This window comes from Nocardia pseudobrasiliensis NBRC 108224 (assembly GCF_001613105.1).
Lineage (GTDB): Bacteria > Actinomycetota > Actinomycetes > Mycobacteriales > Mycobacteriaceae > Nocardia > Nocardia pseudobrasiliensis.
In genome coordinates, this window is the sequence record NZ_BDBS01000010.1 from 280,566 (window position 1) to 307,399 (window position 26,834).

Sequence of the window (26,834 nt, forward strand, 5' to 3'; positions counted from 1 at the left end):
GGCTCGGCCGATCAGAGGCCGAGCGCCTTCAGGACCCGCTCGGGCCGACGCGTACTCACCAGCCAGTACGGCGTCGGGTCGTCCGGGTCGTCGAGAACGAGCAACACCATGGGGCCGATCCAGGCCCGATGCTGCACATAGGCGGCGGGGTCGAGCTGGCGGCCCAGTGCCGCGCTTTTCGCGCTGGCGGGTACCGCGGTCGCCCGGGCCACATACGTTACCGGCAGATGTGCCCGGTCCGCGCGCAATTCGAGGGTTCCCGCGGTATCGCGCGTAACTTCCACGCGATGACGGCTCATCCACAGTAGTGCCCACACCGGAATCGGCAGCAACAACACATACGGCAGCCAGGCCCTGATCCCCGGTGCGCCCATATGGATCTCGGCCGCCAGCAGACCGGTGATGGCGAGGCCGATGGGCCACCACCACAGCGGCACCCAAAGGCGCTCGGAGTAGACGGGTGCGGCGGTTTCGGTGGGCTGCATGGTCACCTGTGGGGACGGGTCGGACACGACATCAGACTAGGTCAGTACTCCGGATGGTGAACGCGTAGGCTCGCTGTACGTGACCGGTATTCCACCCATACAACTGCTGCGGCTCGATCCCGGCATCCCCGTGCCCACCCGTGCACATCCGGGCGACGCGGGCGTGGACCTGTGCACCACCGAGGACGTCATCCTGGAGCCGGGCGAGCGGGTGCTCGTGGGCACCGGTATCGCCGTGGCGCTCCCGATCGGCACGGTGGGCCTGATCCATCCACGCTCCGGCCTCGCGGCCAAGACCGGCCTGTCGATCGTCAACACCCCCGGCACGGTCGACGCCGGCTATCGGGGCGAGATCAAGGTTTGCCTGATCAACCATGATCCGCGCACCCCTATCGAGTTGCGGCGCGGCGACCGGATTGCGCAATTGCTGGTGCAGCGGGTGGAGCTGGTCGATTTCATAGAGGTCGACCGGCTCGACGAAACCTCGCGTGGCGCGGGTGGTTACGGATCCAGCGGCGGGCACGCCAGCCTGACCGCGCCGTCCGATGCGGGTCCGGTCGGCAAGGAGGCATGACGATGTTCGGACGGAAGAAGAGTTCCGGAGACGACGGACGCTACGACGAGTACGCGTACGACGACGAATACGAGGAGTCCGGCTACGCGGAACCGGAGTACCGGGGGCCGCGCTACGACCGCGACCAGGGGCGGCGCGGATACGACGCCGCGCCCGCAGGGGACGGCCCGCAGGGCGGGCCCTACGACTACGAGGACGTCTCCGATCTGGTCGGCACGGTCGCCGATCAGCGACTGGATCTCGGCTCGGTGATCCTGCCGGTGCCGCCGGGCGGTCAGCTGCAGGTGGAGATGACCCCCGACGGGACGCCGCAGGCGGTGCACCTGGCCACCCAGCACGGGCGGCTCACCGTGGCCGCGTACGCCGCGCCGAAGTCGCCGGGCCAATGGCGTTCGGTCGCGGCCGATCTCGCCGATTCGCTGCGCGCGGACGGGGCGCAGGTCTCGATCCAGAACGGTCCGTGGGGCCGGGAGCTGCACGCGGTCACCGAGGGCGCGGATCTGCGCTTCATCGGAGTCGACGGCTACCGCTGGATGGTGCGCTTGGTCGCCGCGGGCCCGAGCGGGGCCGCCGACGAGGGCCAGCCGCTGGTGAACGCCGCGCGCACGATCCTCAGCGAGACCATCGTCCGGCGCGGTGACGAGCCCCTGCCGGTCCGTGAGCCGCTGCCGGTGGTGCTCCCGCAGGAACTGGCCGACCAGCTCATCGCGGCGCACCAGCAGCAGATCCAGGCCCAGCAGGACGCGCTCGCGGCTCAGGCCGCGGCCGCCCAGGCCCACGCCACCGGTCAGTTCCCCGCGGTCGGCCCCGACCAGCAGGGTCCGCGCCGCGGCACCGAGGGCTCGGCGATGCAGCAGCTACGCCGGAACTGAACGAGACGCCTCGTCGAAGGCTTGGGCCACGGCGAGGCTGTCCTCGTAGACGTGGTGACGGGTGATCAGCCCGTCCACCACGGTCAGATGCAGTGCGAAGCGAGACCGATAGGCGCGTCCGGTAGGCCGCGCGGTCTGCCGAATCTCGCCCAGCACCACCGCATCCGGGCCGTCGACGAGAATCCGTTCCACCACGGTCCCCGCCTCCTCGGCCACATGATGCCGCCCGATCTCCCGAAAGTGCTCGGCCGCATCGGCCCGCGTGACCCGATGCCGAATCCACGGCGTGGCCGCCCGCCCATGCTCCGTCTCAGGCCAATCGAGCTGCCAATCACTCTGCGGCGCATACATTTCGGCGATTTCCTCGGGATCGCCCCCGCCGATCCGACGCAGCAGTTCCTCGACGATCGTGCGGGTGGTCGATGCGGTTTCGCTCATGCCGACGACTGTGCCGAACAGGATCGCACGCGTCGATTACCCGTGAGGTAAGCGCGGGTCAGCGGTGGACGGCGTGGCGGGGGATGAGATGGGTCAGGCCGCGGGAGCCGAGGACGGCCGGGTCGGTGCCCAGGTCGTCGAGGGTGATTCGGATCAACTCGGCGGTGGGGATGTGGGCGGCCCACTGTTCGGCGACGGGGAGGGGGTGGACGGGGTCGTCGATGGCGGAGACCACGGCGGCCGGGACCGTCAGGGCGGCAAGGGTTTCGGGGGTGGGCCAGGGGTAGGCGGCGGCCTCCTCGAGGGCCTGGGGGAGATGGGGCCACTGGGTGGTCCAGGATTGGGTGAGGGCCTCGGCGAGCCAGGGCGGGCTGCTCGCGCGCATGCGGGCGAGGACGGATTGGAGACCGTCGGCGCGTAGTTGGGCCGCGGTGCTCGCGGCGCTGAGGGCGGCGGGGCAGTCGGCGGTGTCGACGCCGGTCCAGGCGGGCAGGGCGGCGATCACCCCGAAGGCGGAGTCCGGATGTGTGACGGCCCACTCCAATGCGATGGCCGCGCCCAATGAGATTCCGGCCGCCAGCACCGCCCCTGAACGTGCCGCGGTATCCAGCGCCGCGCGGCAGCTGTCGACCACCGCGCGCGGATCCGGTTCGACCGCCAGGAACGGCAGATCCAGTGCGGCACAGGCGGGTCCGAAGGCGCGGCGCGCGAAATCGGCGTCGGACCCGGTGCCGGGCAGGGCGACGACGAGCGCGGGGCGGGGTAGGTCGGGCACGCGCCGAGCCTACGCGGCACACCGCTTGGTTCGGCGGAGGCGGGCGTGGGTAATCACAGGTGGTGCCGTCCGCCGGACGCACGGTTCCGGGCCGCGTGGCAGCTCTCCGGGACCCCATCTACAGTTGGCGGTGAGCGGCCAATCGGCCGGTCCAGTGGGACCGACGACGTGCGACCCACGCCGTCAGCAGTGCAGGAAGTGTTGCGAAAATGCCTTTCACGGGCAGGAACAAGGCGGGATCCGGTACCGCTGAAACCAAGGCGGGCCCCGACAGCGGCTATTTCCGCCGGCTGGGCCGCAGGCTCACCGCGGACCTGGACCGACTCGACGCCGAGGAACTGGCCGAGACCTCCGAGGCGTCGGGCGCCTGTCAGGCGTCGGACTGCCGGCGTGGTGAGGAGGTCACCATGCTCGGACGGCTGCGCAGCGTGGAGACCTGTTCGACCGCGTCGACGGGTGGACTCGAGGCCGAATTCTTCGACGGGACCGACGCCGTGGCGCTGGTGTGGATCGGACGGCGGCGCATTCCGGGAATCGAACCCGGACGCCGTATCCTGGTCCGCGGCCGCATCGGCGATCGCGATGGCGCCAAGGTGATGTACAACCCCTACTACGAACTACGCGGGAACTCCTGACACATATGCCGATACCCAGCAAGGACGAGGACGCCGACTACCGCGCCTCGGACGACCAGCCCACCGCCGTGCTGCCGGTCGTGCAGCCCGAGGAGCTCGACCCCGAGGCCGAGGAGGCGCTGGAGGAGACCCTGCTGGAGCAGCTGGGCGGCATCAGCGGTCTGATCTACTCGACCCTGCCGGTGGTGGTGTTCGTTCCCGCCAACGCGCTGTTCGGACTCACCGCCGCCATCTGGTCGGCGCTGGGTGTCGCGGCCGCGATCCTGGTGTGGCGCTTGGTCCGTCGCAATCCGATCCAGCCGGCCATCTCCGGCTTCCTGGGCGTGGGCGTCTGCGCGTTCATCGCCTACCGGATGGGCGCGGCCAAGGGGTTCTTCCTCTTCGGCATCTGGGCCAGCCTGGTCTACGGCGGTGTGTTCCTGATCTCGATCCTGGTGCGCTGGCCACTGGCCGGTGTGATCTGGGGCGTACTCAACGGGCACGGCAACGACTGGCGCGCCGATCGCCGCGCGCTGCGGCTCTACGATCTGGCCACCGCGGTCTGGGTGGTGGTGTTCGGCGCCCGGTACCTGGTCCAACACCATTTCTACGACACCGACAGCACCGGCCTGCTCGCGGTCGCCCGCATCGCCATGGGCTGGCCGCTGACGGCGGTCGCGCTGCTGGTCACGGTGTGGGCGGTGCGCAAGGCGGGCCATCTGCCCGCTGGCTCGACACGCGATTGAACCCATTCGGAACCACCTTCGTACAGCCGGAGGTGGGGGTGAACCCACCCCTGGGGTGGCTATTTCGCGAGGCCGGAAAATCGCACGATTTTCGTGAGAACGAGATCAGGCGAAAGGATCCGGCAAAGTGGGTACCGACAACAACACGGTGGCGGCGTCGCAGGAGCGACCGAAGGGCCGCGGGGTGCGACCGGAACGGCCGGGCGCCGCGAATTCGGAGAGCCGCCGGGCCGCCGCGGAGCTGGATCGCTTGATCGGACCGGCCGCCGCCGGTGACCGGCAGGCGGTCACCGAGATCATCAAGATCGTGCACCCGCTGGTGCGCCGCTACTGCGCGGCCCGCGTCGGCGCGGGAAACAACATGTCGGTCACCGCCGACGACATCGCCCAGGAGATCTGCATCGCGACCGTGCAGGCCATCCCGCGCTACCGCGATCAGGGCAAGTCGTTTCTGGCCTTCGTGTACGGAATCTCGGCCAACAAGGTGGCCGACGCGTTCCGCCGCGCCCAGCAGCATCCCGCCTATCCGGTCGCGGAATTCCCCGAGGAGGCCTCCCCGGCCGCGGGTCCGGAGGAAATGGCTCTGGTGTCCGAGCAGCGCCGCGCGGCCCGCGATCTGATGCAGATCCTCGCCCCCGCGCATCGCGAGGTGCTGGTCATGCGAATCGTGCTGGGCTGGACGGCCGCTCAGACCGCCGAGGCCATCGGCACCAGCCCGGGCGTGGTGCGGGTCATGCAGCACCGGGCGCTGAACAAGCTGCGCGCCCAGCTGGCCGCCGCGTCCTGAGCGTCAGTTGCCCCCGTTGACGCCCAATGTCTTTCGCAGCTCGTCCTCGGCCTCGATCGAGGTCACGAACAGCAGCTCGTCGTCGCCCTCGAGCGGATCGTCGGGCTGCGGGACGATCACCCGCCCGCCGCGCAGGATCGTCACCAGCGCCGCGTCGCGCGGCAACGCCAGGGTCCGCACGGCCCGTCCGGCCAGTGCGGTATCGGTGGGCAGCGTGATCTCCACCAGATTCGCCTGACCCTGGCGCAGCGTCATCAGACGCACCAGATCACCCACCGAGACGGCCTCCTCGGCCAGCGAGGCCAGCAGCCGCGGTGTCGACACCGCGACATCCACGCCCCACGACCCGTCGAACAGCCACTCGTTGCGCGGATCGTTGACCCGGGCCACCACCCGCCGCACGCCGAATTCGGTCTTGGCGAGCAGGCTGAACACCAGATTCACCTTGTCGTCGCCCGTCGCGGAGATGACCACCTCGAAATCCTGCAGTCCCGCCTCCTCGAGCAGTTCCAGCTCGCAGGCGTCCCCGTGCACCCACGTCGCGGCCGGGGCCGCGACCTGATCGATGTGATCGAGGCGGCGTTCCAACAGCGTCACCTCGTGGCCGCCGCGTAACAGTTCCTGGGCGATGGAGCGGCCGACGGCCCCGGCTCCCGCGATCGCTACTTTCACGACTGATCCTCGTTCGAAGGTGCGGTGGCGGCGAGCGCGACGGTCTCGCCGACGGAGCCGGACGTGGCGGCGACGTAGACGACGTCGTCGGCCTGCAGCACAGTCTTGCTGTTGGGCAGTACGCCCTGGCCGAACCGGATGAGAAAGGACACCCGTGCGCCGGTGGTGTCCTCGAGATCCCGCACGGTACGGCCGTACCAATCCTCGTGCAGGGTGAGCTGGGTGACCGCGACCGTGCCCGTCGGATCGCGCCAGCTGGACCCCGCGGCGGCGTCGTCACCGATGATGGTGCGAAGGAACCGGTCGGTCGTCCACGGAACGGTGGCAATGGTGGGAATGCCCAGTCGCTCGTACACCGCGGCCCGTTTGGCGTCGTAGATGCGGGCCACCACCCGCTCGACGCCGAAGGTCTCGCGGGCGACCCGGGCGGAGATGATGTTGGAGTTGTCGCCGGAGGACACGGCCGCGAACGCGCCGGCCCGCTCGATGCCCGCACGCTGGAGCACATCGCGATCGAAGCCGACGCCGGTGACGCGCTCGCCCGTGAAATCCTTGCCCAGCCGCAGAAATGCGCTGGGATCGCGATCGATCACGGCAACCTCGTGCCCGATCCGGCCCAGGGCGCGCGCGAGCGATGAGCCGACCCGGCCGCACCCCATGATCACTACGTACACCGTGTCATCCCCAATTCGAAAACCGTGGTGTGCGGTCTGGTTCGTTATCCGCGCAACCGTACCCGCTGATGATCCTTGCAGCCACGTTCCCCCTCGGCGACCGCTCGAAACACCCTGGCCCCGCCGCTGTGTGGCGACGGCCACTGAGCTTATGCTGGGCCGAGTGTCCAAGTTGACGACGGCCGTCAAGCGCATGGTGGTCGGCCGCCCCTTCCGCAGTGATTCGCTGGGACATACCTTGCTGCCCAAGCGGATCGCACTGCCCGTTTTCGCGTCCGACGCGCTGTCGTCGGTGGCCTACGCGCCCGAGGAGATCTTCCTCGTGCTCTCGGCCGCCGGCCTGTCGGCGTATGTCTACGCCCCCTGGGTCGGGCTCGCGGTCGCCGCGGTCATGGCCGTGGTGGTGGCCTCCTATCGACAGAATGTCCACGCCTATCCCTCCGGCGGCGGCGATTTCGAGGTGGCCACGGTCAATCTCGGACCGACAGCCGGGTTGACGGTCGGCAGCGCCCTGCTGGTCGACTACGTCCTGACCGTCGCGGTATCCATCTCCTCGGCGGCCTCCAACATCGGTTCCGCGGTGCCGTTCGTGGCCACGCACAAGGTGCTGTTCGCGGTGGTGGCGATCGCGCTGCTGACCGCGATGAATCTGCGCGGTGTGCGCGAGTCCGGCACCGCGTTCGCCATTCCGACCTACGCGTTCATGGTCGGCGTGATCGTCATGCTGGGCTGGGGACTGTTCCGGGTCGAGATCCTGGGCGATCAGGTGCGCGCGGAGTCCTACGGCTTCCAGCTCGACGGCAATGAATCGCATCTGGTCGGGCTGGCCTTCGTCTTCCTCATCGCGCGGGCGTTCTCCTCCGGCTGTGCCGCGCTGACCGGTGTCGAGGCGATCAGCAACGGCGTGCCCGCATTCCGGAAACCCAAGTCCCGCAACGCCGCGACCACACTGCTCATGCTGGGGCTGGTCGCCATCACCCTGCTGATCGGCATCATCACCCTGGCCCGCCGCGTCGGGGTGGTCTACGCCTCGAATGCGAGCGATCTGGTCGGCGCTCCGCCCGGATACGAGCAGAAGACGCTGATCGCCCAGTTGGCCAAGGCGGTATTCGACGGCTTCCCGGCCGGGTTCTACTTCATCACCGTCGTCACCGCGCTGATCCTGGTGCTCGCCGCCAATACCGCGTTCAACGGCTTCCCGGTGCTGGGCTCGATCCTGGCGCAGAACCGGTATCTGCCGCGTCAGCTGCACACCCGCGGCGACCGGCTGGCCTTCTCCAACGGCATCCTGTTCCTGTCCGGTGCGGCGATGGCGTTCGTGGTGCTGTTCGGCGCCGAGGTGACGCGGCTGATCCAGCTCTACATCGTGGGCGTATTCGTCTCGTTCGTGCTGAGTCAGACCGGCATGCTGCGGCATTGGACCCGGCTGCTGCGCACCGAAACCGATCCGGCGGCCCGGCGGCGGATGCTGCGCTCACGGGTCATCAACGCCATCGGCCTCACCATGACCGGAATCGTGCTGGTGATCGTGCTGATCACCAAATTCCTGGCGGGCGCCTGGATCGCGATCGTCACGATGGCCGCGATCTTCGGGTTGATGCGCCTGATTCGTAAGCATTACGACACGGTGGCGCGCGAACTCGACGAGCAGGCCGACGAGAACCTCGTCCTGCCCAGCCGCACGCATTCGATCGTGCTGGTGTCCAAACTGCATCTGCCCACCCGCCGCGCGGTGGCCTTCGCCCGGGCGACGCGGCCGGACGTGCTCGAGGCGGTGACGGTCAATGTCGACGAGCCCGATACCCGCCAGCTGGTGCGCGAATGGGAGAAGAGTGGAATCCCGGTGCCGCTCAAGGTGATCGAATCGCCCTATCGCGAGATCACCAAGCCGGTCGTGGACTATGTGAAGCGGGTGCGGCGGACCTCGCCGCGCGATGTGGTGACCGTATTCATCCCCGAATACGTGGTCGGGCACTGGTGGGAACAGTTGCTGCACAACCAGAGTGCGCTGCGGCTCAAGGGTCGCCTGCTGTTCGAGCCCGGCGTCATGGTGACCAGCGTGCCGTGGCAGCTCAATTCGTCGGATCGGGCGCGCCGACAGGGTGATGTGAACGCGCCGGGTGCGGTGCGACGCGGGTACGAGGGGCAGGGCTGATGGCCGATACCGGTTGGGAGGGAACGCTTCTCGAACTCCGGCTGGGCGCGCCCGGACACGGCGGCTTCTGCGTGGCCCGCCACGACGGGCGCGTGGTGTTCGTGCGTCACGGGCTGCCCGGCGAACTGGTGCGGGCGCGGGTGACCGAGGATCGGGGCGGCTCGTTCTGCCGCGCCGAGGCCGTGGAGATTCTCGAGCCCTCACCCGATCGCATCGAGGCGACCTGTCCGGTGTCCGGGCCCGGCGGAGCCGGATGCTGTGATTTCGCCTTCGCCACGGCCGACGCGCAGCGCGAACTCAAGGCGACCGTGGTGGCCGAACAGCTGCGACGGCTGGCCGACTGGGATACCGACGTGATCGTGGAACCCATTCCGCCCGAGGCCGGGACCGATCGCTGGCGGACCCGGATCCGATTGGTCGTCGACGCCGACGGGCGCGCCGGGGTGCACCGCTACCGCAGCACCGAGGTGGTTACGGATCTGCGCTGCCCGCAGGCGGTTCCGGGCGCGTTGGACGGTATCGCGGAGAGCCGCTGGACGCCCGGTGCCGAGTTGGTGATCGCCGTCGACGGGGATGGTCTGCGCCACATCGTGGAATTGGAGCCGACACAATCCGGTCGGCGCACCGGGGGAGATCGACGCGATACCGCCGCGCGCCGGGCGGCCGCGCACGGACCGCGGCGCGAGCGGGTACTCCAGGGCAGCGGGCGGGCGGCGCAGTACGTGGCCGGTCGCCGCTGGGAGGTCGCCGCGACCGGCTTCTGGCAGCCGCATCGCGGTGCGGCGCAGTGCTATTCGGATATCGTCGCCGAATGGGCCGATGCGGGCCCCGGGGCGCTGGCCTGGGATCTCTACAGCGGCGCGGGCGTTTTCGCCGCCCGGCTGGCCGAACAGGTCGGCGAGGACGGGCAGGTATTGGGCATCGAATCGTCGAAACCCGCCGTGGCGGACGGCGTCTCCGCCCTGCGTGACCTCCCGCAGGTCGATCTGCGGGCCCACCGCGTCGAACGCTGGCTCGACGACCAACTGGGCGAGGCCACCCCGCAGGTCATCGTCCTCGACCCGCCTCGAGCGGGCGCGGGCAAACAGGTCGTCGCCGCCATGACCGCCTGCGTTCCCGCCCGCATCGTCCACATCGGCTGCGACCCGGCCGCCTTCGCCCGCGACATCGGCCTCTACCGCACCGCGGGTTACCGGCCGACCCGGCTACGCGCCTTCGACGCCTTCCCCGCCACCCATCACGTCGAATGCCTGGCCCTCCTCGAGCCGATCGCCTGACCCACGCCGCCCGCTCGCTCAGGCGAGCTGCCAGGTGGCCCGGATGGTCGCCGAGACCTCGCTCTCGCCGTATTCGATCGGGACGGAGTCGGCGGCGGCCTTGGCGGCCATGAACTGGACGTTGTGGGGGACCGGGGACGGGGACGAGGTGCTCTCGGTGATCTCGAGGACCGGGCCCAGTTTGCGGTCGGCGCGCAGGGCGTACTGCTCGGCCTTGGCGCGGGCGTTGTCCCAGGCGGCGTCGCGGGCGCGGATCAGCAGCGCCTCCTGGTCGGCGAAGGTCAGGCTCAGCCCGCCCAGGCGGACATCGTCGCCGCCCGCGTCGACCGCGTGGCCGATGATCACGGCCGGATCCGAGTCGGGCCGGTCGGTGCGCAGCGTCACCGTCAGCGAGGTGCTCGACACATAACCGGTGATGCGCGAGCCGCCCCCTTCGATCCAGGTGGTCTCGGTGTGCACCGACAGGCCACTGGTGGCGATATCGGCCGAGCGGACGCTGTCGGCGCGCAGCGCGGTCGTCACCGCCGCGGTGCGCTCGCCGGCGCGGTGATATGCCAGAGCGACTGTGCTGGCACGGGTTTCGATCGATATGGTGACCTGCATGCGATCGGGTGTGGCGGCGGCGGTGCCGTGCCCGAATGTGGTCACCGTGGCGGTGGCGTGGGGCTGCTCGGCGGTCACGGTGGTCCCTTCTGCGTGGCGAGAGTGGCTGTGGGAGTGCAGCGCCCACAGTAGCGACCCGAGGCTATGTCGAGCCTCACAAACCGGGCGGCTGTCGCAGGTGGGTTCGGATTCCCGTCATCGGGTCCGCGACGGGCTCCGTAGACTGTTCCAAACGACGAGCCATCCAGAGGGAGCGATAGCGGTGGGAGTTCTTTCCCGGGTCGATACGCCCGAGGACCTGCGCCGGCTGGCGGTACCGGAATTGCACGAGCTGGCGGAGGAGATCCGCGAGTTCCTGGTCCGCAAAGTGGCGGTGACGGGCGGTCACCTGGGACCGAACCTGGGCGTGGTGGAGCTGACGATCGCGCTGCACCGCATCTTCGACTCCCCGGCCGACCCGATCATCTTCGACACCGGCCACCAGGCCTACGTGCACAAGATCCTGACCGGCCGCAGGGACGAGTTCGACCGCCTGCGCAAACAGGGCGGCCTGTCCGGCTATCCGAGCCGCGCCGAGAGCCCGCACGACTGGGTCGAGTCCTCGCACGCCTCGGCCTCGCTGTCCTATGCCGACGGTCTGGCCAAGGCCTTCGCCCTCACCAAACAGCGCCGCCACGTGGTGGCCGTGGTCGGAGACGGCGCGCTCACCGGCGGCATGTGCTGGGAGGCGCTGAACAATATCGCCGCCGGGCAGGATCGCTCGCTGATCGTGGTGGTCAACGACAACGGCCGCTCCTACTCGCCGACCATCGGCGGCCTGGCCGACCGGCTGACCGCGCTGCGCATGCAGCCCGCCTACGAGCAGGCCCTCGACGCCACCAAGCGCTTCGTGCAGAGCATTCCGCGTGTGGGGGGCTCGACATATTCGATGCTGCATGCGCTCAAGACGGGGATAAAGGACGCGGTCGCGCCGCAGGAGCTGTTCAGCGACCTCGGCATGAAATACGTCGGCCCGGTCGACGGACACGATCTCGTGGCCCTCGAGGCGGCGCTGCGGCGGGCCAAGGATTTCGGCGGGCCGGTCATCGTGCACACGGTCACCCAGAAGGGCCGCGGTTACGAACACGCCGAGAATCACGAGGCCGATCAGATGCATTCGATCGGGGTCATCGATCCCGAGACCGGCGAGCCGATGGGCGGCAGCTCGGTCGGCTGGACCTCGGTGTTCTCCGACGAGCTGATCCGCCAGGCCGAGCGGCGCGACGATATCGTCGCCATCACCGCCGCCATGCCGGGCCCGACCGGACTCACCCCGTTCGGCGAGCGGTTCCCGGAGCGGATGTTCGATGTCGGCATCGCCGAACAGCACGCCATGACCTCCGCCGCCGGATTGGCCCTGGGCGGACTGCATCCGGTGGTCGCGATCTATTCGACGTTCCTCAACCGCGCCTTCGATCAGCTGCTGATGGATGTGTCGCTGCTGAATCTGCCGGTCACCCTGGTGCTGGACCGGGCCGGTATCACCGGTGACGACGGCGCGAGCCACAACGGCATGTGGGATCTGTCGGTGCTGGGCATCGTGCCCGGCATCCGGGTCGCCGCGCCGCGTGACGCCGCCACGCTGCGTGAGGAATTGGCCGAGGCGCTGGCCGTATCCGACGGCCCGACCGCGCTGCGCTTCCCGAAAGGCGCGGTGGCCGAGGACATTACGGCCGTCGAGCGGCTCGACGGGGTGGATGTGCTGCGCATGCCCGAGGGCGGTTCGGCGCAGTCGGTGCGCGGCGACGTGCTGCTGCTCGCGGTCGGACCGATGGCGTCGACGGCGGTGCGGGCCGCGGGACTGCTTGCCGCCGAGGGTGTTTCGGTGACTGTGGTGGATCCGCGCTGGGTACTCCCGGTATCGGACACGATCGTCAAACTGGCCGAGAACTACCGGCTGGTGGTCACGGTCGAGGACGGCGGGCTGCACGGCGGCATCGGATCGACGGTCTCGGCGAAGCTGCGCGCGGCCGGACTGGACGTGCCGACCCGCGATCTCGGTGTGCCGCAACAGTTCCTGGACCACGCCTCGCGCGGGCAGATCCATCAGGAGCTGGGGCTGACCGCCGGGGACATCGCCCGCCGCATCACCGGTTGGCTGGCCGGGAGCGTTTAGAGACTTTCTATCGATTCCTTAACCGTTCTCGAACGGTCTTCCAGCACCGGGTCCATACCTTCGACGGCGTTCGACCGATGGACGAGTAATCGTCCCCGAGCGCAGGAGATATTCCCATGCCGCTGTTCACCGTTCGTCGTCTCGCCGTAGCCGGTCTCGCCGCGGGGGCGGCGCTGGCGCTGCCCGCCGTGGCGAATGCGCAGGCGCCGCTGCCGTCGGGTTCCGCTTCGTCGGGCCCGTCGATCGCCGGGCCGACCATCGTGGCGCCGGTCGCCCCCGGGCCGGGCCCCGCGCCCTCGGCCCCCGGATCGGGCCCGGAGTTCACCGTGCCCGCACCCACCGCGCCCGGCGAGCCGGGCACCGTCGTGATCGTCACCCCCGACGGGCAGCGCGTGATCGGCGTACCCGCCCAGCCGCTTCCGCCGGGCGCGGTGGTGGGCGAGCCCGGCGAATGCCGGACCGTCACCGGTCAGGAGGCGCGGTTCTATCTCGAGCGCGCCGATGACGTCCGTCCCGATCAGACGCTTGTGATCTGCGCCCGCCCGTAGTCGCGTCGCTATCGTCGAAACCGTGACGAGCAGTCGAGTTCTGGTGGTCGACGACGATGCCCGCGTGCTGACCTCGGTCGCGCGCGGGCTGCGGCTGTCCGGCTTCGAGGTGGACACCGCCGCCGACGGAGCCACCGCCCTGGCGGCCATCGCCGCGGACGCTCCCGCGGCGATGGTGCTGGATCTGAATATGCCGCGGCTGGACGGCGTGCAGGTGGTCACCGCGCTGCGGGCCCTGGGCAACGAGATCCCGATCTGTGTGCTCAGCGCCCGCTCGGAGGTGGTCGACCGGATCGGCGCGCTGGAGGCGGGCGCCGACGACTATCTGACCAAACCCTTCGATCTGGGCGAGTTGGCCGCCCGGCTGCGCGCCCTGCTGCGCCGCGTGCCCGCACCGGTGACCGATCCGGGCCGGACCGTGGTCGGACCGCTGACCGTCCTGCCCGGCGCCCGCCGCGCCTATATCGACGACCGGCCGCTGGATCTCACCAAACGCGAATTCGACCTGCTGGCCGCCCTGGCGGCATCGCCGGATCAGGTCTTCAGTCGCACGCAATTACTGGACCGGGTGTGGGGCTACGACTTCCACACCCAGACGAAGGTGGTGGACGTATTCGTGGCCTATCTACGCCGAAAGATCGAAGCCACCGGCTGCCCTCGCCTCATCCACACCGTCCGCGGCGTCGGCTTCGTCCTGCGAGTCGAACCGTGAGCCGCCTGTCCCTGCGCACCCGGGTGGCCTTCGCCAGCGCCGCCACCGCCGCCCTGGTCGTTACCGCCATGAGCGCGGTCTTCTTCGCACTGGCCCCCTCGACGTCCGACCAGCAGCTGGCCACCACGTTCCGATCCCTGCGCATCACCGCCCCCGCCCCCTCGGCCCCCGACGCCCCGGGCCATCCCCCGACTCCGGTCCAGTCGATTCCCGCGCCGTCGCAGGTGTTCATGACATCCGGGCCGTCCGGGGTGGATGCCGTTCCCGCGGATACGGATCTGAGCTGGCCGGTGCCCGCGCAGGTCGGACACGGGGACACCGTGCTGGTGGCGGCCGCGGTGCCCAGGCAGGCGCTGGCCGATACCGTTGCGGCGCAGCGGACTCGGATCGTGGTGGTCGGCGCCGGGGCGATCGCGGTGGCCGCGGCGCTGGGCTGGCTGTTCGCGCATCGGGCGGTATTACCGCTGCGTCGGTTGACGACCGCCACCAAAGAAGTGGGAACGCGGTTGTCCCTGGATGTTCCGCCGGAGGGGACCACCGAGACGGCCGAGTTGACCGCGGCCATGAATCAGATGCTCGAACGCATTGCCGACGAACGTCGCCATACCGCCGACGCATTGGCGGCGGCCCGGGATTTCGCGGCCACCTCGGCGCACGAATTGCGGACGCCACTCACCGCCATGCGTACCGATCTGCAGGTGCTGGCCACGATGGAGGTGCCCGAATCCGAGCGTCGGGAAATCCTCGGCGACGTACTGAACACTCAGCAGGCGGTCGAGGAGACCCTCGCCGCGCTGGAGCGACTGGCGTTGGGGGAGTTGACGACCGACGAGGATTTCGCCGAGGTCGATCTGGACGAACTCATCGATCAGGTCGTGGAGGACGCCCGCCGCAACCATCCCCAGATCGAGATCGAGACGAATATCGCCGAACCGCTGCGCATTCGGGGCCTGGCCGCGGGTCTGCGCAGCATCGTCGAGAACGCGGTCACCAATTCGGTGCGCCACGGCGCGGCCACCCGCGTCCGGGTCGACGCCCACGCGAGCGGCGATACGGTCGAACTGATCGTGGACGACGACGGCTGCGGTATACCGCCGCGGGACCGCGAGCGCGTCTTCGAACGGTTCACCCGCGGCGAGACCACCGCGGCGGGCAGCGGCCTGGGTTTGGCGCTGGTCGCCCAACAGGCCCGATTACACGGCGGCACAGTCTGCTTCGAGGACAGTCCTCGCGGCGGGGCGCGATTGCGCGTCACGCTCCGGCCCCGGGACCGCACTCGTTGAGAAACTACGTCCGCAGGTCGCGCTGATCACGCTCAACCGCCCCGAGCGCATGAACGCCATGGCCCACCCGCGTTCTCGGCCATACAGGTAGGTGCCGCGAGGCTTGGTCACAGGTCCTACGTCGGGAGCCGATCGGCCCTCTCGGCTGTATGTCCGCCTCACCACCGAGAACTTCGACGAGGCCATCCGGACCCGACGCGACCGGCGGCCACCGGTTTTCGAGGACTGAGCGCCGCCCGGTCAGGCCGGTGCCGGGAACAGGGCCTCCGCCAAACGCGGCACCGCCAGCTCGCGCTGCCAGGGTCGCGCGCCGCCCGATTTCAGGAAGTCATCGATGGCCTGATTCGGGTCTTCCGGTCTGGCGCCGGAACGGAATTCGGGCAGACCGTCCCAGCACAGGCGGCGGACGAGATCGGGGGTGAGCAGATTTTCGACCGGGATGGTGTGCTCGGCCGACAGGTCGGCCATCGCGCCGCGCGCGGCGGACAGGCGGGCGGCGGCCTCCGGATCGCGGCGCTCCCAGCGGTTGACCGGGGGCGGGCCGTCGTAGGGCTGGGTGAGGGTGGGCAGCTGGGGATCCGACAGGGCGCGAGCGCGTTCCACCGCGCCGAGCCACTCCCGCGAGTACCGGCGCTGACGAGGACCGCCGAACACCGGCAGGGCCCGCAACTGCGCCACCGATTTCGGATCCGCCTCGGCGGCCGCGATGATCGCCGAATCCGGCAGGATGCGGGCCGGGGCCACATCGCGGCTGCGGGCCAATTGATCGCGGGTCGACCACAATTCGCGCACGATCGCCAGCTGGCGGGTGCGGCGCAGGGTGTGGATGCCGGAGGTGCGCCGCCAGCGCTCGGCCTTCGGCGGTCCCGGTTCGGTGGTGCGCACATGCTCGAATTCCTGTGCCGCCCAGTCGGTTTTACCCTGTTCTGCCAGCGCCTCGGCGACCGCGTCGCGCAGCTCCAGCAGTAACTCCACGTCCAGCGCCGCGTAATTGAGCCAATCCGCGGGTAGCGGCCGGGTGGACCAGTCGGCCGCCCCGTGACCTTTGCGCAGCTCGCGACCCAGTAGCCGCTCGACCATCGCCGCCAGGCCCACACGCTCGAAACCGGCCAGCCGCCCGCCCAATTCGGTGTCGAACAGCGCCGCCGGTCGCAAACCGAGCTCGGCCAGGCCGGGCAGGTCCTGGTCGGCCGAATGCAGCACCCACTCCAGATCGTTGATGACCCGCGCCAGCGGCGTCAGCCCGCCGTCCACCGGGATGGGGTCGATGAGGAAGGTGCCCGAACCCTTGCGCCGCAACTGGATCAGATAGGCGCGATTGGAATAGCGGAAACCCGAGGCGCGCTCTGCGTCGACAGCGAGAGGACCGCTGCCCGCGGCCAGCCGTGCGGCGGCGTCGGCGATATCCGCCTCGGTGTCCAGCACCGGCGGCACGCCATCGGCGGGTGCCAGCAGGGGGACGGCGGTGGCATTCCCCGCAACCCCACCCGGGTAATTCTCGGACTCGTCTGGCATAGCCCAGAACTTTACGTTGCGGTCAGAACCGGTCGTCGGCAATCTGCGGACGCGGCCGCAAATGAGTAATGCCGGCGGGCGGCAAACCCGCCGCATAGGCCAGAACTTCGCAGAATGCTTCCACATGCGGTCCGAGACTCGTCGAGCCCACTGTCCACGAGGCCCGCAGCTCGAGCTGATAGGCGCGCGGCGGTCCGGCGATATCGCCGTAGCGGACCGAACTGGTCGAGGTCACGGTCCCGCCCAGCGCGGTGAAGGGTTCCCCCCGCGATTCCAGCGCGTCCACCAGCCAGCTCCACGCGACCTCCGGTAGTAGCGGATCACCGGCGAGCGCGGCATCGATATCGGCCTGGATATAGGCGACGAGCCGGAACACGCCGTGCCACGCCTCGTGCCCATTGGGATCATGCAACAGGATCAGCCGCCCGAACGCGTCCCCATCCGAATCCACCGGAATCACATTCGTATCCGGGTGTTTCACCTCGGCGCCGATGGCATAGGAATACGGAGCCAGGCGTTGCGGAGGCCGGATCGGTGCGAGCTCGATCCGGGGGTGCACGGATGCGGTGCCCATCGCATCGACCGCAGCGCGAAACTGGGCGGGTTCGCTGTCGGGGCCCGGGGTCGGTGCGGCGCCGTCGCGGAAGTCGAGCGGTGTCACGCTTGTGAACCTAAACCCGAACGGCGTCCGACAGTCGGAGGCGCGCTGTGTTTAATTGCCTTCGCTTCGCTCCGGCGCGTGTTCGCGGCCCTGAGTCGCTGTGTCTTTGGCGCCTCCGCTTCGCTCCGGCGCGTGTTCGCGGCCCTGAGTCCCGTCGTTCAGCGCTCGAGACTCGTGCTTCGCACATGCGCTTCGAGCGCTGAACGACGGGACGGCCGCGAACGGTCGGTCGTCGGGCTCCCTCCGTTGTGGTCGGGTTGGGGGTGGATGTTTGCGTATCTGGTGTTGGGGATGGGCGATCAATGGGCGTTGTCGGAGGTCTGATGCGCTTTCGGTTGATGGTGTGGGTGCGGGTCTCGGTTGTGGTGTGGGTCACATGGTCTTGTGGGTGGGGGCGCTGGGCGGTGGTCTTGGTTTCTCCGGGGCGACATACGATGGCCGGGATGAGTACGTCTTCGCGCCGCCGGTTGTCCGATGCGCCGTTCCTCGCTGCCGCCACCGGTGGTGTGCCGAGTCGGCGTCCTGTGTGGTTCATGCGGCAGGCCGGGCGGTCGCTGCCGGAATATCGGGAGTTGCGGGCCGGGGTCGGGATGTTGGAGTCCTGTTTCGATCCCGAACTGGTGTGTGAGATCACATTGCAGCCGATTCGGCGGCATGGCGTGGATGCGGCGATTCTGTTCTCCGACATCGTGGTTCCGCTCAAGGCCGCGGGGATCGACCTCGACATCGTGGCGGGGGTCGGGCCGGTGGTGGCGCAGCCGGTGCGGACGGTCGCCGATGTGCGGGCCCTGCCGCGGCTGCGGGCCGAGGAAGTCGGCGCGGTCGCGGACGGGGTTCGGCTGCTCGTCAAGGAGTTGGGGGACACGCCGCTCATCGGATTCGCCGGGGCCCCATTCACTCTCGCCTCATATCTGGTCGAGGGCGGCCCGAGCCGCCATCACGAGCGCACCAAGGCGATGATGCTCGGCGATCCCGAGACCTGGCACGCCCTGCTCGGCGCGCTCACCGATATCGCGATCGAATTCCTGCGGGCCCAGTTGGCCGCGGGCGTGGACGCCATCCAGCTGTTCGACTCCTGGGCCGGTGCGCTGTCGCTGGCCCAGTACCGTGAATACGTACTGCCGCATTCGGAGCGGGTGTTCGCTGAACTGGCCGACGCGGGCGTGCCGCGCATCCACTTCGGCGTCGGCACCGGCGAACTGCTGGGTGCGATGGGCGAGGCGGGCGCCGATGTGGTCGGCGTCGACTGGCGGGTGCCGCTGACCGAGGCCGTGCGCCGTGTCGGACCCGGAAAGGTGTTGCAGGGCAACCTCGATCCGGCCACCTTCTTCGCGGGATCCGAGGTCGTCGAACGCGAGGTGCGCCGCATCGCCCACGAGGCCGACGAGGCCCTGGCCCTGGGCGCGCGCGGCCATATCTTCAACCTCGGCCACGGCGTACTGCCCGATACCGATCCCGGCGTGATCACCGCCACGGTCGAGCTGATCCACAGCCTGCCGATGCCGCTGTAGTCGTTTCCGCCGACGACCGGCCGGATCAGGTCCGGGAGTAGGTTGCTTCCCAGGATGCTCGGAACGAGGAGTGGTTGATGCGGGTCGCGGTGGTCGGTGGGGGGATCAGCGGGCTGGTGGCGGCGTATCGGTTGCGGACGGCGCTGGGCGAGGCGCTCGAGCTGACGCTCGTAGAACGGTCCGAGCGAGTCGGCGGAATCCTGTACACCGGCGAGATCGACGGGGAGCCGGTGGATCTGGGCGCCGAGGCCTTCGTCGGCAGGCGACCCGAAATCCCGGCGCTGCTGCGCGAATTGGGCCTCGAGGAACAGTTGGTCTTCCCCGCGGGACTGCGCCCGCTGATCTGGTCGCGGGGGACCGCGCATCCACTGCCCGAACGCACACTGATGGGTATTCCGGCCGGACCGGACGCCGTCGCCGGACTGGTCGACGAGGCCACGCTGGCGCGGATCGCCGACGAACCGAGCCGCCCGCTGCGCTGGGAGCGAGGCGACGATGTATCGGTCGGCACGCTGGTGGCCGAGCGATTCGGCGAGCAGGTCGTGCGCCGCAGCGTCGACCCGCTGCTGGGCGGGGTGTACGCGGGCCTCGCGGACACGATCGGTGTCCGCGCCGCGCTGCCCACCCTGGCGGCCGCGCTCGACGCGGGCGCGCCGAATCTGTCGAAGGCCGTCGCGGACGCACTGCCCCCGCCGTCGACGACCCCGGTATTCGGCGGAATCCGCGACGGATACCGCGCGCTGCTGAACGCACTGCTAGACGTCGCCGCACCGAAACTCGAAACCGCCACGGCCGCAACGACGCTGGAACGCACCGCGCGAGGCTGGCGCCTGGAGCCGATCGGCGAGGTCGACGCGGTGATCCTCGCCACGCCCGCGCCGGTGACCGCGCGACTGCTGCGAGTGGCCGCACCCGATGCCGCCCGGGCCGCCGCCGGGATCGAACTGTCCTCCTCCGCCCTGGTGGCCCTGGCCCTGCCCGCCGACACCCCTCTGCCGGACAACTCCGGCATCCTGGTCGCCACCGGAGAACCGTTGCGCGCCAAGGCCTTCACGCTGTCCAGCCGCAAATGGACCCATCTCGCCCAGCGTGATGTCGCCCTGGTGCGTGCCTCGTTCGGCCGCTTCGGCGACGACGCCCCGCTGTCGTGGACCGACACCGACCTGATCGCGGCCGCCACCGGGGATTTGGCCACCGTCACCGGTTTGAGCCCCCGACCGCTGACCGCTCTGGTCCAGCGCTGGCCCGGTGGCCTTCCCCAATACGCGCCCGGCCACCTCGATCGCATCGCCGCGATCGAGGCTTCGGTGGCCGAACTACCGCGGCTCGCCGTCGCGGGCGCGTACCTGCACGGGGTCGGCGTACCCGCCTGCGCCGCCTCCGGAACGACCGCCGCACAACGGATTCTGAGCGAAGCGAGCTGAGGACCCGCGATACGGGGAGCGGCTGTGCGCCCCGCGCGGCGTGAGTGGCACGATGGTGACATGGCACGACTCGACTACCAGGCACTCAACTCGACCATCCGCTACCTGATGTTCTCGGTGTTCCAGGTGGAACCGGGTGTGCTGGGCGAGGATCGGGAGGCGGCGATCAAACAGGCGCGCGCCTTCTTCGAAGCCCTCGAGGATCGCGGTGTCGTGGTGCGCGGCATCTACGACGTCGCCGGGATGCGCGCCGATGCCGACTTCATGATCTGGTCGCACGCCGAGCGCATCGAGGATCTGCAGTCCGCGTACGCCGATTTCCGCCGCACCACCGACCTGGGCCGGGCCAGCGTCCCGGTCTGGAGCAATGCCGCGCTGCATCGCCCGGCCGAATTCAACAAGAGCCATATCCCGGCGTTCCTGGCCGGTGAGGATCCGGGCAACTACATCTGCGTCTACCCGTTCGTGCGGTCCTACGAGTGGTATCTGCTGCCCGACGAGGAGCGGCGCAAGATGCTCGCCGACCACGGCAAGGCCGCCCGCGGCTACCCGGACGTGCGCGCCAACACCGTCTCCTCCTTCGCCCTGGGCGACTACGAGTGGATCCTCGCCTTCGAGGCCCCGGAACTGCACCGCATCGTCGACCTCATGCGCGATCTGCGGGCCACCGAGGCGCGCTTGCACGTGCGCGAGGAGGTCCCGTTCTTCACCGGCCCACGCGTCGATGTCGAGACGTTGATCAACGCCCTGCCCTGAGAAACAGACCAACCCCCGGTATTCGGGTCGTGCGGGGCGAGGACTCGTCACAGGCTGTTTGGTCGCATCGATGAGGCTTTTGGCTGGTGAGGATAGGGTTGACGTCAGATCGGCTGGTGCGTGACATCACCGGCGGTTAGAGCAGATCAACTACGGCGAAGATCGGGTGAGTGTCTCCGGCATCAGGGGTAATTCAGTCGGCCATCGCGGGCGACGGTGTCACCATCGCGGTGGGAATCTTCGGCAACGCGTACGGGTGGTTGTGACGTACCCAGCTCAGCAATTCCTCGCGTACCGCGCAGCGTAGCGTCCACACGTCGTCGGCATTGCGCGCCGACATCGACGCGCGGACGACGATGCTGGTGGGCGTGCTGTCGGTGACCAGCAGATTCCAGTTCCTGCCGTCCCAGTCCTCCCGGCCGCGCAGATATTCGTAGAGATGTTCGCGCAGTTGTGGAACAGGGGTGCTGTGATCCAGGTACAGGAAGACGGTGCCGGTGATCTGAGGTCCGCCTTTGGACCAATTCTCGTACGGTTTGCTGTTGAAGTACGAGACCGGCATGGTGAGTCGGCGATCGTCCCAGATCCGGACGGTCAGAAAGGTCAGCGTGATCTCCTCGATGGTGCCCCATTCGCCTTCGACCACCACGGTGTCACCGATCTTCACCGAATCGCCGAACGCGATCTGCAGACCGGCCATGAGGTTGCCGAGCGTCGACTGGGCCGCCACGCCGGCGATGATGCCGATGACCCCCGCCGAGGCCAGCAGCGAGGTGCCCAGAGTCCGAAGATCGGGAAACAGCAACAGAATCGCTACCGCGGCGGTGGTGATCGTGAGTACGGTGGTCACGATCCGGCGCAGCAACGTGAGCTGGGTGCGCAGCCGACGCACGCGCGCGATATCGGTGGTGCGGGTCGCGTATTCCTCCAGCGTGTTCTCCGCGACCGCGTCGACGCCGCGCATGGTGAGCCACGCGGCGGCCATGATCGCCGTGGCGGCCAGGATGTTGCGAATCACGTCATCCGAACGCCAGTGCAGTTCGGCCAGGGGATAGGTGAAATGGAGCGCGGCGGTGGCCAGCAGGGCCTGCAGCGGTAGCTGCGTTCGGCGCAGCAAACCGGCCAGCCTGTGCGGCGGGTGTTTGTTCGCGGTGTAGCGCAGCAGGCGGTCGACCAACAGACCTGCGCAGACGGTGATCGCGAGTGTGCCGCCGAATACGATGAGCGGCCGCAGAACCTCCTCCAAGGCGTCCAACTCCTTGCCTTCGGGTGTCTCGGTAGCTACCTCGACACGGTACATATCGATAACGTCTGTCGGACACGTGCCGGTATTTCCGGACGATTTCGTGCTCGGAAACCGCTGTCCTGGAACGGATCACCCGCTCGCGTCGACTGCGGCGCGCGAATCCGGTTTACCGCTGGGCAGGCCGTCCATCGGTTCCACACGAAGAATTTCGCAATGGGGACATCGGTGGCGAGAAAGATCAGTACGAATGGCAGCGCGAGGCCGTCGTTGAGGCCGGATTCGACGTTCAACAGCCGCCGCAGCCGCAGCGGTACGTCGGTGCGTCCGACGATGGCCGAGGCGAATACCGGGTCGGTGGGCGAGAGGATCGCGCCCAGCAGAAACGCTGCGGGCCAATCCAATCCGGCGAGCCAATGCGCGGGGACGGCGAGCAGCGCCATCGTCAGTGGCATGCCCAGGTATCGGTTCACACACCCCCCGGCACACCCGGCCCTCGTCCGCCTGTGACAACCGAAGCGCGCCGTGCGCCACGATACGACCTGTTCGGAAAGTGGACGGTGAAAGACGCCTGTGGCCCGACCCCCGGCACGGCGCCGGCGGGCTCGACGCGCAGGCATGTCGGGAGTGGATCGACAGCAATCATCACGGCGAGGACTTCGTCGTCTCTCCATGCCCGGTCGGCCGGGCGACACCCTTGCCACCCGAACGGGGTTGGCCTCTGCCGCCCCGGTGAGCCGGTCACCCGAGACGGGCGGGTCCCGTGCGCGTCGCTGCCGAATCAGCCGTCGTCCTCGGCCGAGGAGGCCAGGGGCAGCCAGAGCACCAAACGTGCACCGCCCCCAGGTCGGTCCGCGTATTCGACCCGTCCTCCGTGGGCTCTGACCGTCTCCCGGACCAACGCGAGCCCGATGCCGGTGCCGGTGGCCGATCGGCGTTCGGCACGGATGGTGGCGAACCGTTCGAAGATGCGGTCCCGATCCGCTTGCGGCACACCGGGACCGGCATCCTCGACGGCGATTGTCGCCCATGAGCCGACCGCGTCGACCACCACGGCGACCGGACCGCCACCGTGACGACTGGCGTTGTCCAACAGGTTCGCTACAGCGCGTTCCAGTTCGAGTTTCCGGCCGCGGACTCTCGCATCGCGAATCACTCGCAGCAGTTCCTGGGGGTAGTTGCGGCCGCCGAGGGTGTGGCGGAGCAATTCGTGCAGCGCCAGGGTGTCGGTGTCCCCGCGCTGCACTCCCGCCTCGACCCGGGCCAGTTCCAACATGTCTTCGAGCATGTGATGAAGATGTTCCACTTCCGCGGCAATCAAGTTCAATGCTTGGCGTGCGCGCTGCGGGAGGTCTTGCTCGTGGTGCTGCATCACGCCCACGCTGGTGATCAGCGTCGTCAACGGCGTACGCAACTCATGGCTGACATCGCCGACCAAGCGGCGTTCGCGGTCGATACGCTGTTGTAGGGAGTCGACCATGGTGTTGAACGAGTTCACGGTGGTCACTAGATCTCGGTCTCGAGTCGCGGGTAATCGCAGGTCGAGGTCGCCCGAGGAGATGCGGGCCGCTGCGGCGGCTACCTGGCGCAGTGGATTCAGTACCCGGCGTCCGGCCCACGCGCCCAATGCGACTCCGACCGATGCCGCCGCCGCAGCGCACGCGATCAGTAAATTTCGCAGTACCCGCAGGGTCGCCTCCAACTCTGTGATCGGAGTGAATTCGTAGAGTACGTCGCCTCGATCGTTCATCCGTGTGCCCACTCGCATGTACGGCTGGCTCTCGATCCAGACTCGGGTGGTGTGCGCGACCGATGGTCCGGCCAGGTCCGGGGTCTGCACGGCGTCGCGTACGTGGTCCGGTCCGGTGGTGAACCAGTTCGAATTCCAGCGCAGCAGTAGCACTGTGCCCGGTGCGGCGTGCGCGTCCAACAGCTGTGCCTGAGGAGATGCTCCCGGCTGTTCGAGTCGGGTGGACAGCAACTCGCTGTGGGCCCGGACGAGGCGTTCGGCCGAATTCAGGCGTTTGATCCACAAGATAGTCGCGGCCCACGGTATAGACCGACACGACCAGCAGCAACGCCACCACACTCGCGCTGAGCGCGAACGCGAGTACCACTCTGGCTCGCAGACTCTGTGGTCGCAGACGCGCTGTCATTGTTGCCATCTCCACGCTTCGCTCGTCGAAAAGCTCACGATGCCATAGCCGTTTCGGCTCGACGGCGACTCGGCCCGAAGGTTTGGGCCGGCCGGAAATGGCTACCCTTCCACTTCCTGGTACTCCCGTGCTGAGTGAAAGACGCAGGCTGCGAGGAGCTTTGCGTACCAACCGGGTGTTCTGGGGAGTGACGAGACATGAGTGCCAGCCTGATGATCGTGGAGGACGGCGAGCGGGTGCGGTGGGCGCTGCGGCTGGCGATGGAGGGCGAAGGATACTCCGTCGCGGAGGCCGAGAAGGCCGAGGCCGCGCTTCGGCATCTGCGCGACCATGGCGCTCCGGATGTCATGATCGTCGATCTGATGCTCGGCGGAATGGACGGGTTCAGCTGTATTCGTGAGGTCCGCCGCGACCATGATGTCCCGATCATTGTGGTCAGTGCTCGCGACGACACCCATGACGTCGTAGCGGCATTGGAAGCCGGGGCCGACGACTACGTCCGTAAACCGTTTCAGGTCAAGGAGATCACGGCCCGCATGCGCGCATTGCGGCGACGGGCTCGTCCCACTGCCCGCGAGACTGTCGACCAGGCCGACGTCGTCGTGCTCGATGCCGAGCAGGGGCTGGTGCTGTCTCCGGGCGGCGGTCGGGTGTATCGCGGTGCCGAGGAGTTGCATCTGACACTGACCGAGTTCCGGTTGCTGTGCGAACTGGCCGACACTCCGGGCTGGGTCCTGAGTCGGTCGGTGTTGTTGCAAAAGATCTGGGATCAGGGATTTTTCGGGGACGAACGGATTGTCGACGTCCACGTGCGGCGGTTACGAACGAAAATCGAGCGGGATCCCTCCGATCCCAGGATCGTGGTGACCGTGCGCGGTCTGGGCTATCGCCTCGACCCGCGACACTGAGTCGATTCGCAACACGACCGTAAAATTCTCGACGGTTCAGCGCAAAGGTCGACGAACACTCTGGGTCGACCATGCAGAATCGGTTCTGGTTATCCCCCGCAGCACGCCCGGTCTTCGTGTTCTCCCCTGCCGCCGGGCTTACGCCGCTGATAGGAGACGCCGAAGCGGCGGTGGTCATCCGGAACCCGGAACCCACCGACGGCCTGCGCATGCGGCTCTGCGCCGAGGACGCCGGAGGGCCGGTCATCCACTCCATCGGTGCGTATCGCTGGTGGTCCACCGAATTCTCCGACACCTCGGCCGTGGCCGAGATCGCCGGTGTCACCGTGGGTTTCGCCATCGGTTACCTGCGGCCCGCCCCGTCGCGCACCCTTGTGCTGTGGCAGCTCGCCGTCGCCACGCAGGGACGCGACATCGGCGCGGACCTTGTCGAGTTCCTACTGGAGAGCGCCGCCCGGCGCGGGGCTCGCGCCATCGAGACAGTGATCGGCCCGGACGAGCAGAGGGTGGTGGAGGCGTTGCGCGCGGCGGCTCGTCGTCACCGAGGGTGTCTGCGCGTACATACACCGACGGTGATGGGAACCGACGCCGATCACCGAATTCGGTGCATCCAGTCGGTAGCTCTGTCGTTGGAGTGCGTGGACCAGCGCCATAACCACACGATCGCGTGCGGTGACACCTGACGGGCTCGGTGCTCGACGTGCCGGGTCGGCGTTTGATCCGGAGGTAGGGTCGTGGTGTTCGGTCTCCGGGCGACAGGCGGGACAGTGTCGTGCTCGAAACCATCGTCGTGATAAGCGTATTCGTCGTATCGCTGATGCTGATACGCCGCTACAACATGCGCGGTCGGGATGCGAACGATCCTCTCGGTGGGGGATCTCCCTGGGATCGGATGGGAAATGAATGAGACAACGGTTCGGAGGAAATCAGAGTCGAAGGAGGACTGATGCGAGCAATTGAAATCCTGGGCGGCGCAGTGCTGTTCGCGGCCACGGCGGTGTCGGCTCCGTCAGCGGTCGCCGATGCCGGAACCGGCTGCGGTGCCACGTTGTCGGATTGGCGCAACGCGACCTACGCCGGCGTGCTCAACGGCGACCATGGTCGCCCGCAACTGGTCGATGTGCAGGTGCCGGGGGACAAGGTGACAGTCGCGACGAACACGGCGGCTGGGAGGCCACCGACTTCGCGGCCGAGGTGCACGGGAATTCATTGACATGGGGTCGGAGCGTTCCGGACCATAGTCTTCGGCAGGCATTGCGGAAACCGCTGTGCGCCAACGGATCCACCACT

The 26,834-nt window shown here is 68.6% G+C and carries 28 protein-coding genes; 17 read left to right on the top strand and 11 right to left on the bottom strand.

Annotated features, from left to right (window positions below; genetic code table 11):
- Positions 1 to 11: 11 nt before the first annotated feature.
- Entirely contained in the window at positions 12 to 485 is a 474-nt protein-coding gene (locus tag NP4_RS12330) for a DUF3093 domain-containing protein (protein WP_067996645.1), read from the bottom strand.
- A 79-nt stretch (positions 486 to 564) separates the two neighbouring features.
- On the opposite strand from NP4_RS12330, the gene dut reads away from it, so the two are divergent.
- Positions 565 to 1,059, top strand: coding sequence for a dUTP diphosphatase (gene dut, locus NP4_RS12335; RefSeq protein ID WP_082875790.1), 495 nt, complete (start codon positions 565 to 567; stop codon positions 1,057 to 1,059).
- A 2-nt stretch (positions 1,060 to 1,061) separates the two neighbouring features.
- Positions 1,062 to 1,931 (top strand): DUF3710 domain-containing protein, encoded by an 870-nt coding sequence (locus NP4_RS12340; RefSeq protein ID WP_067996652.1) that lies wholly within the window; start codon positions 1,062 to 1,064, stop codon positions 1,929 to 1,931.
- On the opposite strand, the gene NP4_RS12345 is transcribed toward NP4_RS12340, so the two are convergent.
- Together NP4_RS12345 and NP4_RS12350 are read right to left on the bottom strand one after the other, a co-directional pair.
- Positions 1,917 to 2,369: a nuclear transport factor 2 family protein gene (locus NP4_RS12345; protein WP_067996655.1), complete on the bottom strand. Its 453-nt coding sequence runs from the start codon at positions 2,367 to 2,369 to the stop codon at positions 1,917 to 1,919. The genes NP4_RS12340 and NP4_RS12345 overlap by 15 nt on opposite strands.
- A 58-nt stretch (positions 2,370 to 2,427) precedes the next feature.
- Complete coding sequence (locus NP4_RS12350) at positions 2,428 to 3,144, bottom strand: alpha/beta fold hydrolase (protein WP_067996658.1); 717 nt, start codon at positions 3,142 to 3,144, stop codon at positions 2,428 to 2,430.
- A gap of 209 nt (positions 3,145 to 3,353) precedes the next feature.
- On the opposite strand from NP4_RS12350, the gene NP4_RS12355 reads away from it, so the two are divergent.
- The 3 genes from NP4_RS12355 (at position 3,354) to NP4_RS12365 (ending at position 5,291) form a co-directional block, all read left to right on the top strand.
- Positions 3,354 to 3,779, top strand: coding sequence for an OB-fold nucleic acid binding domain-containing protein (locus NP4_RS12355; protein WP_245997985.1), 426 nt, complete (start codon positions 3,354 to 3,356; stop codon positions 3,777 to 3,779).
- A gap of 5 nt (positions 3,780 to 3,784) precedes the next feature.
- Positions 3,785 to 4,504, top strand: a complete 720-nt coding sequence (locus NP4_RS12360) for a DUF3159 domain-containing protein (protein WP_082875791.1) — start codon at positions 3,785 to 3,787, stop codon at positions 4,502 to 4,504.
- Positions 4,505 to 4,688: 184 nt separating this feature from the next.
- Positions 4,689 to 5,291 carry a sigma-70 family RNA polymerase sigma factor gene (locus NP4_RS12365; RefSeq protein ID WP_082875810.1) on the top strand — a complete coding sequence of 201 codons (603 nt, stop codon included), beginning with the start codon at positions 4,689 to 4,691 and terminating at the stop codon, positions 5,289 to 5,291.
- Between the two features lie 3 nt (positions 5,292 to 5,294).
- Here the strand turns inward: NP4_RS12365 and NP4_RS12370 are convergent, their stop codons facing one another.
- Together NP4_RS12370 and NP4_RS12375 are read right to left on the bottom strand one after the other, a co-directional pair.
- Positions 5,295 to 5,963: a potassium channel family protein gene (locus NP4_RS12370; protein ID WP_067996661.1), complete on the bottom strand. Its 669-nt coding sequence runs from the start codon at positions 5,961 to 5,963 to the stop codon at positions 5,295 to 5,297.
- On the bottom strand, positions 5,960 to 6,637 hold the full coding sequence (locus NP4_RS12375; protein ID WP_067996664.1) for a potassium channel family protein: 678 nt from the start codon (positions 6,635 to 6,637) through the stop codon (positions 5,960 to 5,962). Before NP4_RS12375 ends, NP4_RS12370 begins: the two co-directional genes overlap by 4 nt.
- A 163-nt stretch (positions 6,638 to 6,800) precedes the next feature.
- Between NP4_RS12375 and NP4_RS12380 the strand changes: the two genes are divergently transcribed.
- A complete protein-coding gene (locus NP4_RS12380; RefSeq protein WP_067996668.1) occupies positions 6,801 to 8,792 on the top strand; it encodes an APC family permease in 1,992 nt (663 codons plus the stop codon).
- A complete protein-coding gene (locus NP4_RS12385; RefSeq protein ID WP_067996671.1) occupies positions 8,792 to 10,069 on the top strand; it encodes a class I SAM-dependent RNA methyltransferase in 1,278 nt (425 codons plus the stop codon). The genes NP4_RS12380 and NP4_RS12385 overlap by 1 nt, the downstream gene beginning before the upstream one ends.
- 18 nt (positions 10,070 to 10,087) lie before the next feature.
- Here the strand turns inward: NP4_RS12385 and NP4_RS12390 are convergent, their stop codons facing one another.
- Positions 10,088 to 10,750 (bottom strand): SIMPL domain-containing protein, encoded by a 663-nt coding sequence (locus NP4_RS12390; protein WP_245997984.1) that lies wholly within the window; start codon positions 10,748 to 10,750, stop codon positions 10,088 to 10,090.
- A gap of 184 nt (positions 10,751 to 10,934) precedes the next feature.
- Between NP4_RS12390 and dxs the strand changes: the two genes are divergently transcribed.
- The 4 genes from dxs to NP4_RS12410 all read left to right on the top strand — a co-directional run bounded on the left by dxs (position 10,935) and on the right by NP4_RS12410 (position 15,370).
- Complete coding sequence (dxs, locus tag NP4_RS12395) at positions 10,935 to 12,827, top strand: 1-deoxy-D-xylulose-5-phosphate synthase (protein WP_067996674.1); 1,893 nt, start codon at positions 10,935 to 10,937, stop codon at positions 12,825 to 12,827.
- Between the two features lie 116 nt (positions 12,828 to 12,943).
- Entirely contained in the window at positions 12,944 to 13,375 is a 432-nt protein-coding gene (locus NP4_RS12400; protein WP_067996677.1) for a hypothetical protein, read from the top strand.
- A 10-nt stretch (positions 13,376 to 13,385) separates the two neighbouring features.
- On the top strand, positions 13,386 to 14,087 hold the full coding sequence (locus tag NP4_RS12405) for a response regulator transcription factor (RefSeq protein ID WP_082875792.1): 702 nt from the start codon (positions 13,386 to 13,388) through the stop codon (positions 14,085 to 14,087).
- On the top strand, positions 14,084 to 15,370 hold the full coding sequence (locus NP4_RS12410) for a HAMP domain-containing sensor histidine kinase (protein WP_067996683.1): 1,287 nt from the start codon (positions 14,084 to 14,086) through the stop codon (positions 15,368 to 15,370). The genes NP4_RS12405 and NP4_RS12410 overlap by 4 nt, the downstream gene beginning before the upstream one ends.
- Before the next feature lie 240 nt (positions 15,371 to 15,610).
- On the opposite strand, the gene NP4_RS12415 is transcribed toward NP4_RS12410, so the two are convergent.
- Complete coding sequence (locus NP4_RS12415) at positions 15,611 to 16,885, bottom strand: HRDC domain-containing protein (RefSeq protein WP_067996686.1); 1,275 nt, start codon at positions 16,883 to 16,885, stop codon at positions 15,611 to 15,613.
- Positions 16,886 to 16,907: 22 nt separating this feature from the next.
- Complete coding sequence (locus NP4_RS12420; protein ID WP_082875793.1) at positions 16,908 to 17,546, bottom strand: DUF3000 domain-containing protein; 639 nt, start codon at positions 17,544 to 17,546, stop codon at positions 16,908 to 16,910.
- Positions 17,547 to 17,980: 434 nt separating this feature from the next.
- Between NP4_RS12420 and hemE the strand changes: the two genes are divergently transcribed.
- The 3 genes from hemE to hemQ all read left to right on the top strand — a co-directional run bounded on the left by hemE (position 17,981) and on the right by hemQ (position 21,237).
- The gene (gene hemE / locus NP4_RS12425; RefSeq protein WP_067996689.1) at positions 17,981 to 19,057 is read left to right on the top strand and encodes a uroporphyrinogen decarboxylase; all 1,077 of its coding nucleotides are present in this window, start codon (positions 17,981 to 17,983) and stop codon (positions 19,055 to 19,057) included.
- A 77-nt stretch (positions 19,058 to 19,134) separates the two neighbouring features.
- Positions 19,135 to 20,481 (top strand): protoporphyrinogen oxidase, encoded by a 1,347-nt coding sequence (locus NP4_RS12430; protein ID WP_067996692.1) that lies wholly within the window; start codon positions 19,135 to 19,137, stop codon positions 20,479 to 20,481.
- Between the two features lie 60 nt (positions 20,482 to 20,541).
- Positions 20,542 to 21,237 (top strand): hydrogen peroxide-dependent heme synthase, encoded by a 696-nt coding sequence (gene hemQ, locus NP4_RS12435; protein ID WP_067996693.1) that lies wholly within the window; start codon positions 20,542 to 20,544, stop codon positions 21,235 to 21,237.
- 193 nt (positions 21,238 to 21,430) lie between these two features.
- Here hemQ and NP4_RS12440 read toward each other — a convergent pair whose 3' ends face one another.
- The 3 genes from NP4_RS12440 to NP4_RS12450 form a co-directional block, all read right to left on the bottom strand.
- On the bottom strand, positions 21,431 to 22,537 hold the full coding sequence (locus NP4_RS12440; protein WP_245997983.1) for a mechanosensitive ion channel family protein: 1,107 nt from the start codon (positions 22,535 to 22,537) through the stop codon (positions 21,431 to 21,433).
- Positions 22,519 to 22,935 (bottom strand): cation:proton antiporter domain-containing protein, encoded by a 417-nt coding sequence (locus NP4_RS43345; RefSeq protein WP_245997982.1) that lies wholly within the window; start codon positions 22,933 to 22,935, stop codon positions 22,519 to 22,521. Before NP4_RS43345 ends, NP4_RS12440 begins: the two co-directional genes overlap by 19 nt.
- 326 nt (positions 22,936 to 23,261) lie before the next feature.
- On the bottom strand, positions 23,262 to 24,515 hold the full coding sequence (locus tag NP4_RS12450; RefSeq protein WP_245997979.1) for a sensor histidine kinase: 1,254 nt from the start codon (positions 24,513 to 24,515) through the stop codon (positions 23,262 to 23,264).
- Positions 24,516 to 24,833: 318 nt separating this feature from the next.
- Between NP4_RS12450 and NP4_RS12455 the strand changes: the two genes are divergently transcribed.
- From NP4_RS12455 to NP4_RS12465, 3 genes are all read left to right on the top strand, one after another.
- The gene (locus NP4_RS12455) at positions 24,834 to 25,544 is read left to right on the top strand and encodes a response regulator (protein ID WP_067996699.1); all 711 of its coding nucleotides are present in this window, start codon (positions 24,834 to 24,836) and stop codon (positions 25,542 to 25,544) included.
- 170 nt (positions 25,545 to 25,714) lie between these two features.
- Positions 25,715 to 26,227: a GNAT family N-acetyltransferase gene (locus tag NP4_RS12460; RefSeq protein WP_067996701.1), complete on the top strand. Its 513-nt coding sequence runs from the start codon at positions 25,715 to 25,717 to the stop codon at positions 26,225 to 26,227.
- A 263-nt stretch (positions 26,228 to 26,490) separates the two neighbouring features.
- Complete coding sequence (locus NP4_RS12465; protein WP_067996704.1) at positions 26,491 to 26,757, top strand: hypothetical protein; 267 nt, start codon at positions 26,491 to 26,493, stop codon at positions 26,755 to 26,757.
- Positions 26,758 to 26,834: the final 77 nt, after the last annotated feature.

Coding starts and splice junctions, on each gene's coding strand:
- NP4_RS12330 (WP_067996645.1), bottom strand. CDS start 485: ATGCAGCCCACCGAAACCGCCGCACCCGTCTACTCCGAGCGCCTTTGG.
- NP4_RS12340 (WP_067996652.1), top strand. CDS start 1,062: ATGTTCGGACGGAAGAAGAGTTCCGGAGACGACGGACGCTACGACGAG.
- NP4_RS12345 (WP_067996655.1), bottom strand. CDS start 2,369: ATGAGCGAAACCGCATCGACCACCCGCACGATCGTCGAGGAACTGCTG.
- NP4_RS12355 (WP_245997985.1), top strand. CDS start 3,354: ATGCCTTTCACGGGCAGGAACAAGGCGGGATCCGGTACCGCTGAAACC.
- NP4_RS12360 (WP_082875791.1), top strand. CDS start 3,785: ATGCCGATACCCAGCAAGGACGAGGACGCCGACTACCGCGCCTCGGAC.
- NP4_RS12385 (WP_067996671.1), top strand. CDS start 8,792: ATGGCCGATACCGGTTGGGAGGGAACGCTTCTCGAACTCCGGCTGGGC.
- NP4_RS12400 (WP_067996677.1), top strand. CDS start 12,944: ATGCCGCTGTTCACCGTTCGTCGTCTCGCCGTAGCCGGTCTCGCCGCG.
- NP4_RS12415 (WP_067996686.1), bottom strand. CDS start 16,885: ATGCCAGACGAGTCCGAGAATTACCCGGGTGGGGTTGCGGGGAATGCC.
- hemE (WP_067996689.1), top strand. CDS start 17,981: ATGGCCGGGATGAGTACGTCTTCGCGCCGCCGGTTGTCCGATGCGCCG.
- NP4_RS12430 (WP_067996692.1), top strand. CDS start 19,135: ATGCGGGTCGCGGTGGTCGGTGGGGGGATCAGCGGGCTGGTGGCGGCG.
- hemQ (WP_067996693.1), top strand. CDS start 20,542: ATGGCACGACTCGACTACCAGGCACTCAACTCGACCATCCGCTACCTG.
- NP4_RS12440 (WP_245997983.1), bottom strand. CDS start 22,537: ATGTACCGTGTCGAGGTAGCTACCGAGACACCCGAAGGCAAGGAGTTG.
- NP4_RS43345 (WP_245997982.1), bottom strand. CDS start 22,935: ATGCCACTGACGATGGCGCTGCTCGCCGTCCCCGCGCATTGGCTCGCC.
- NP4_RS12455 (WP_067996699.1), top strand. CDS start 24,834: ATGAGTGCCAGCCTGATGATCGTGGAGGACGGCGAGCGGGTGCGGTGG.
- NP4_RS12465 (WP_067996704.1), top strand. CDS start 26,491: ATGCGAGCAATTGAAATCCTGGGCGGCGCAGTGCTGTTCGCGGCCACG.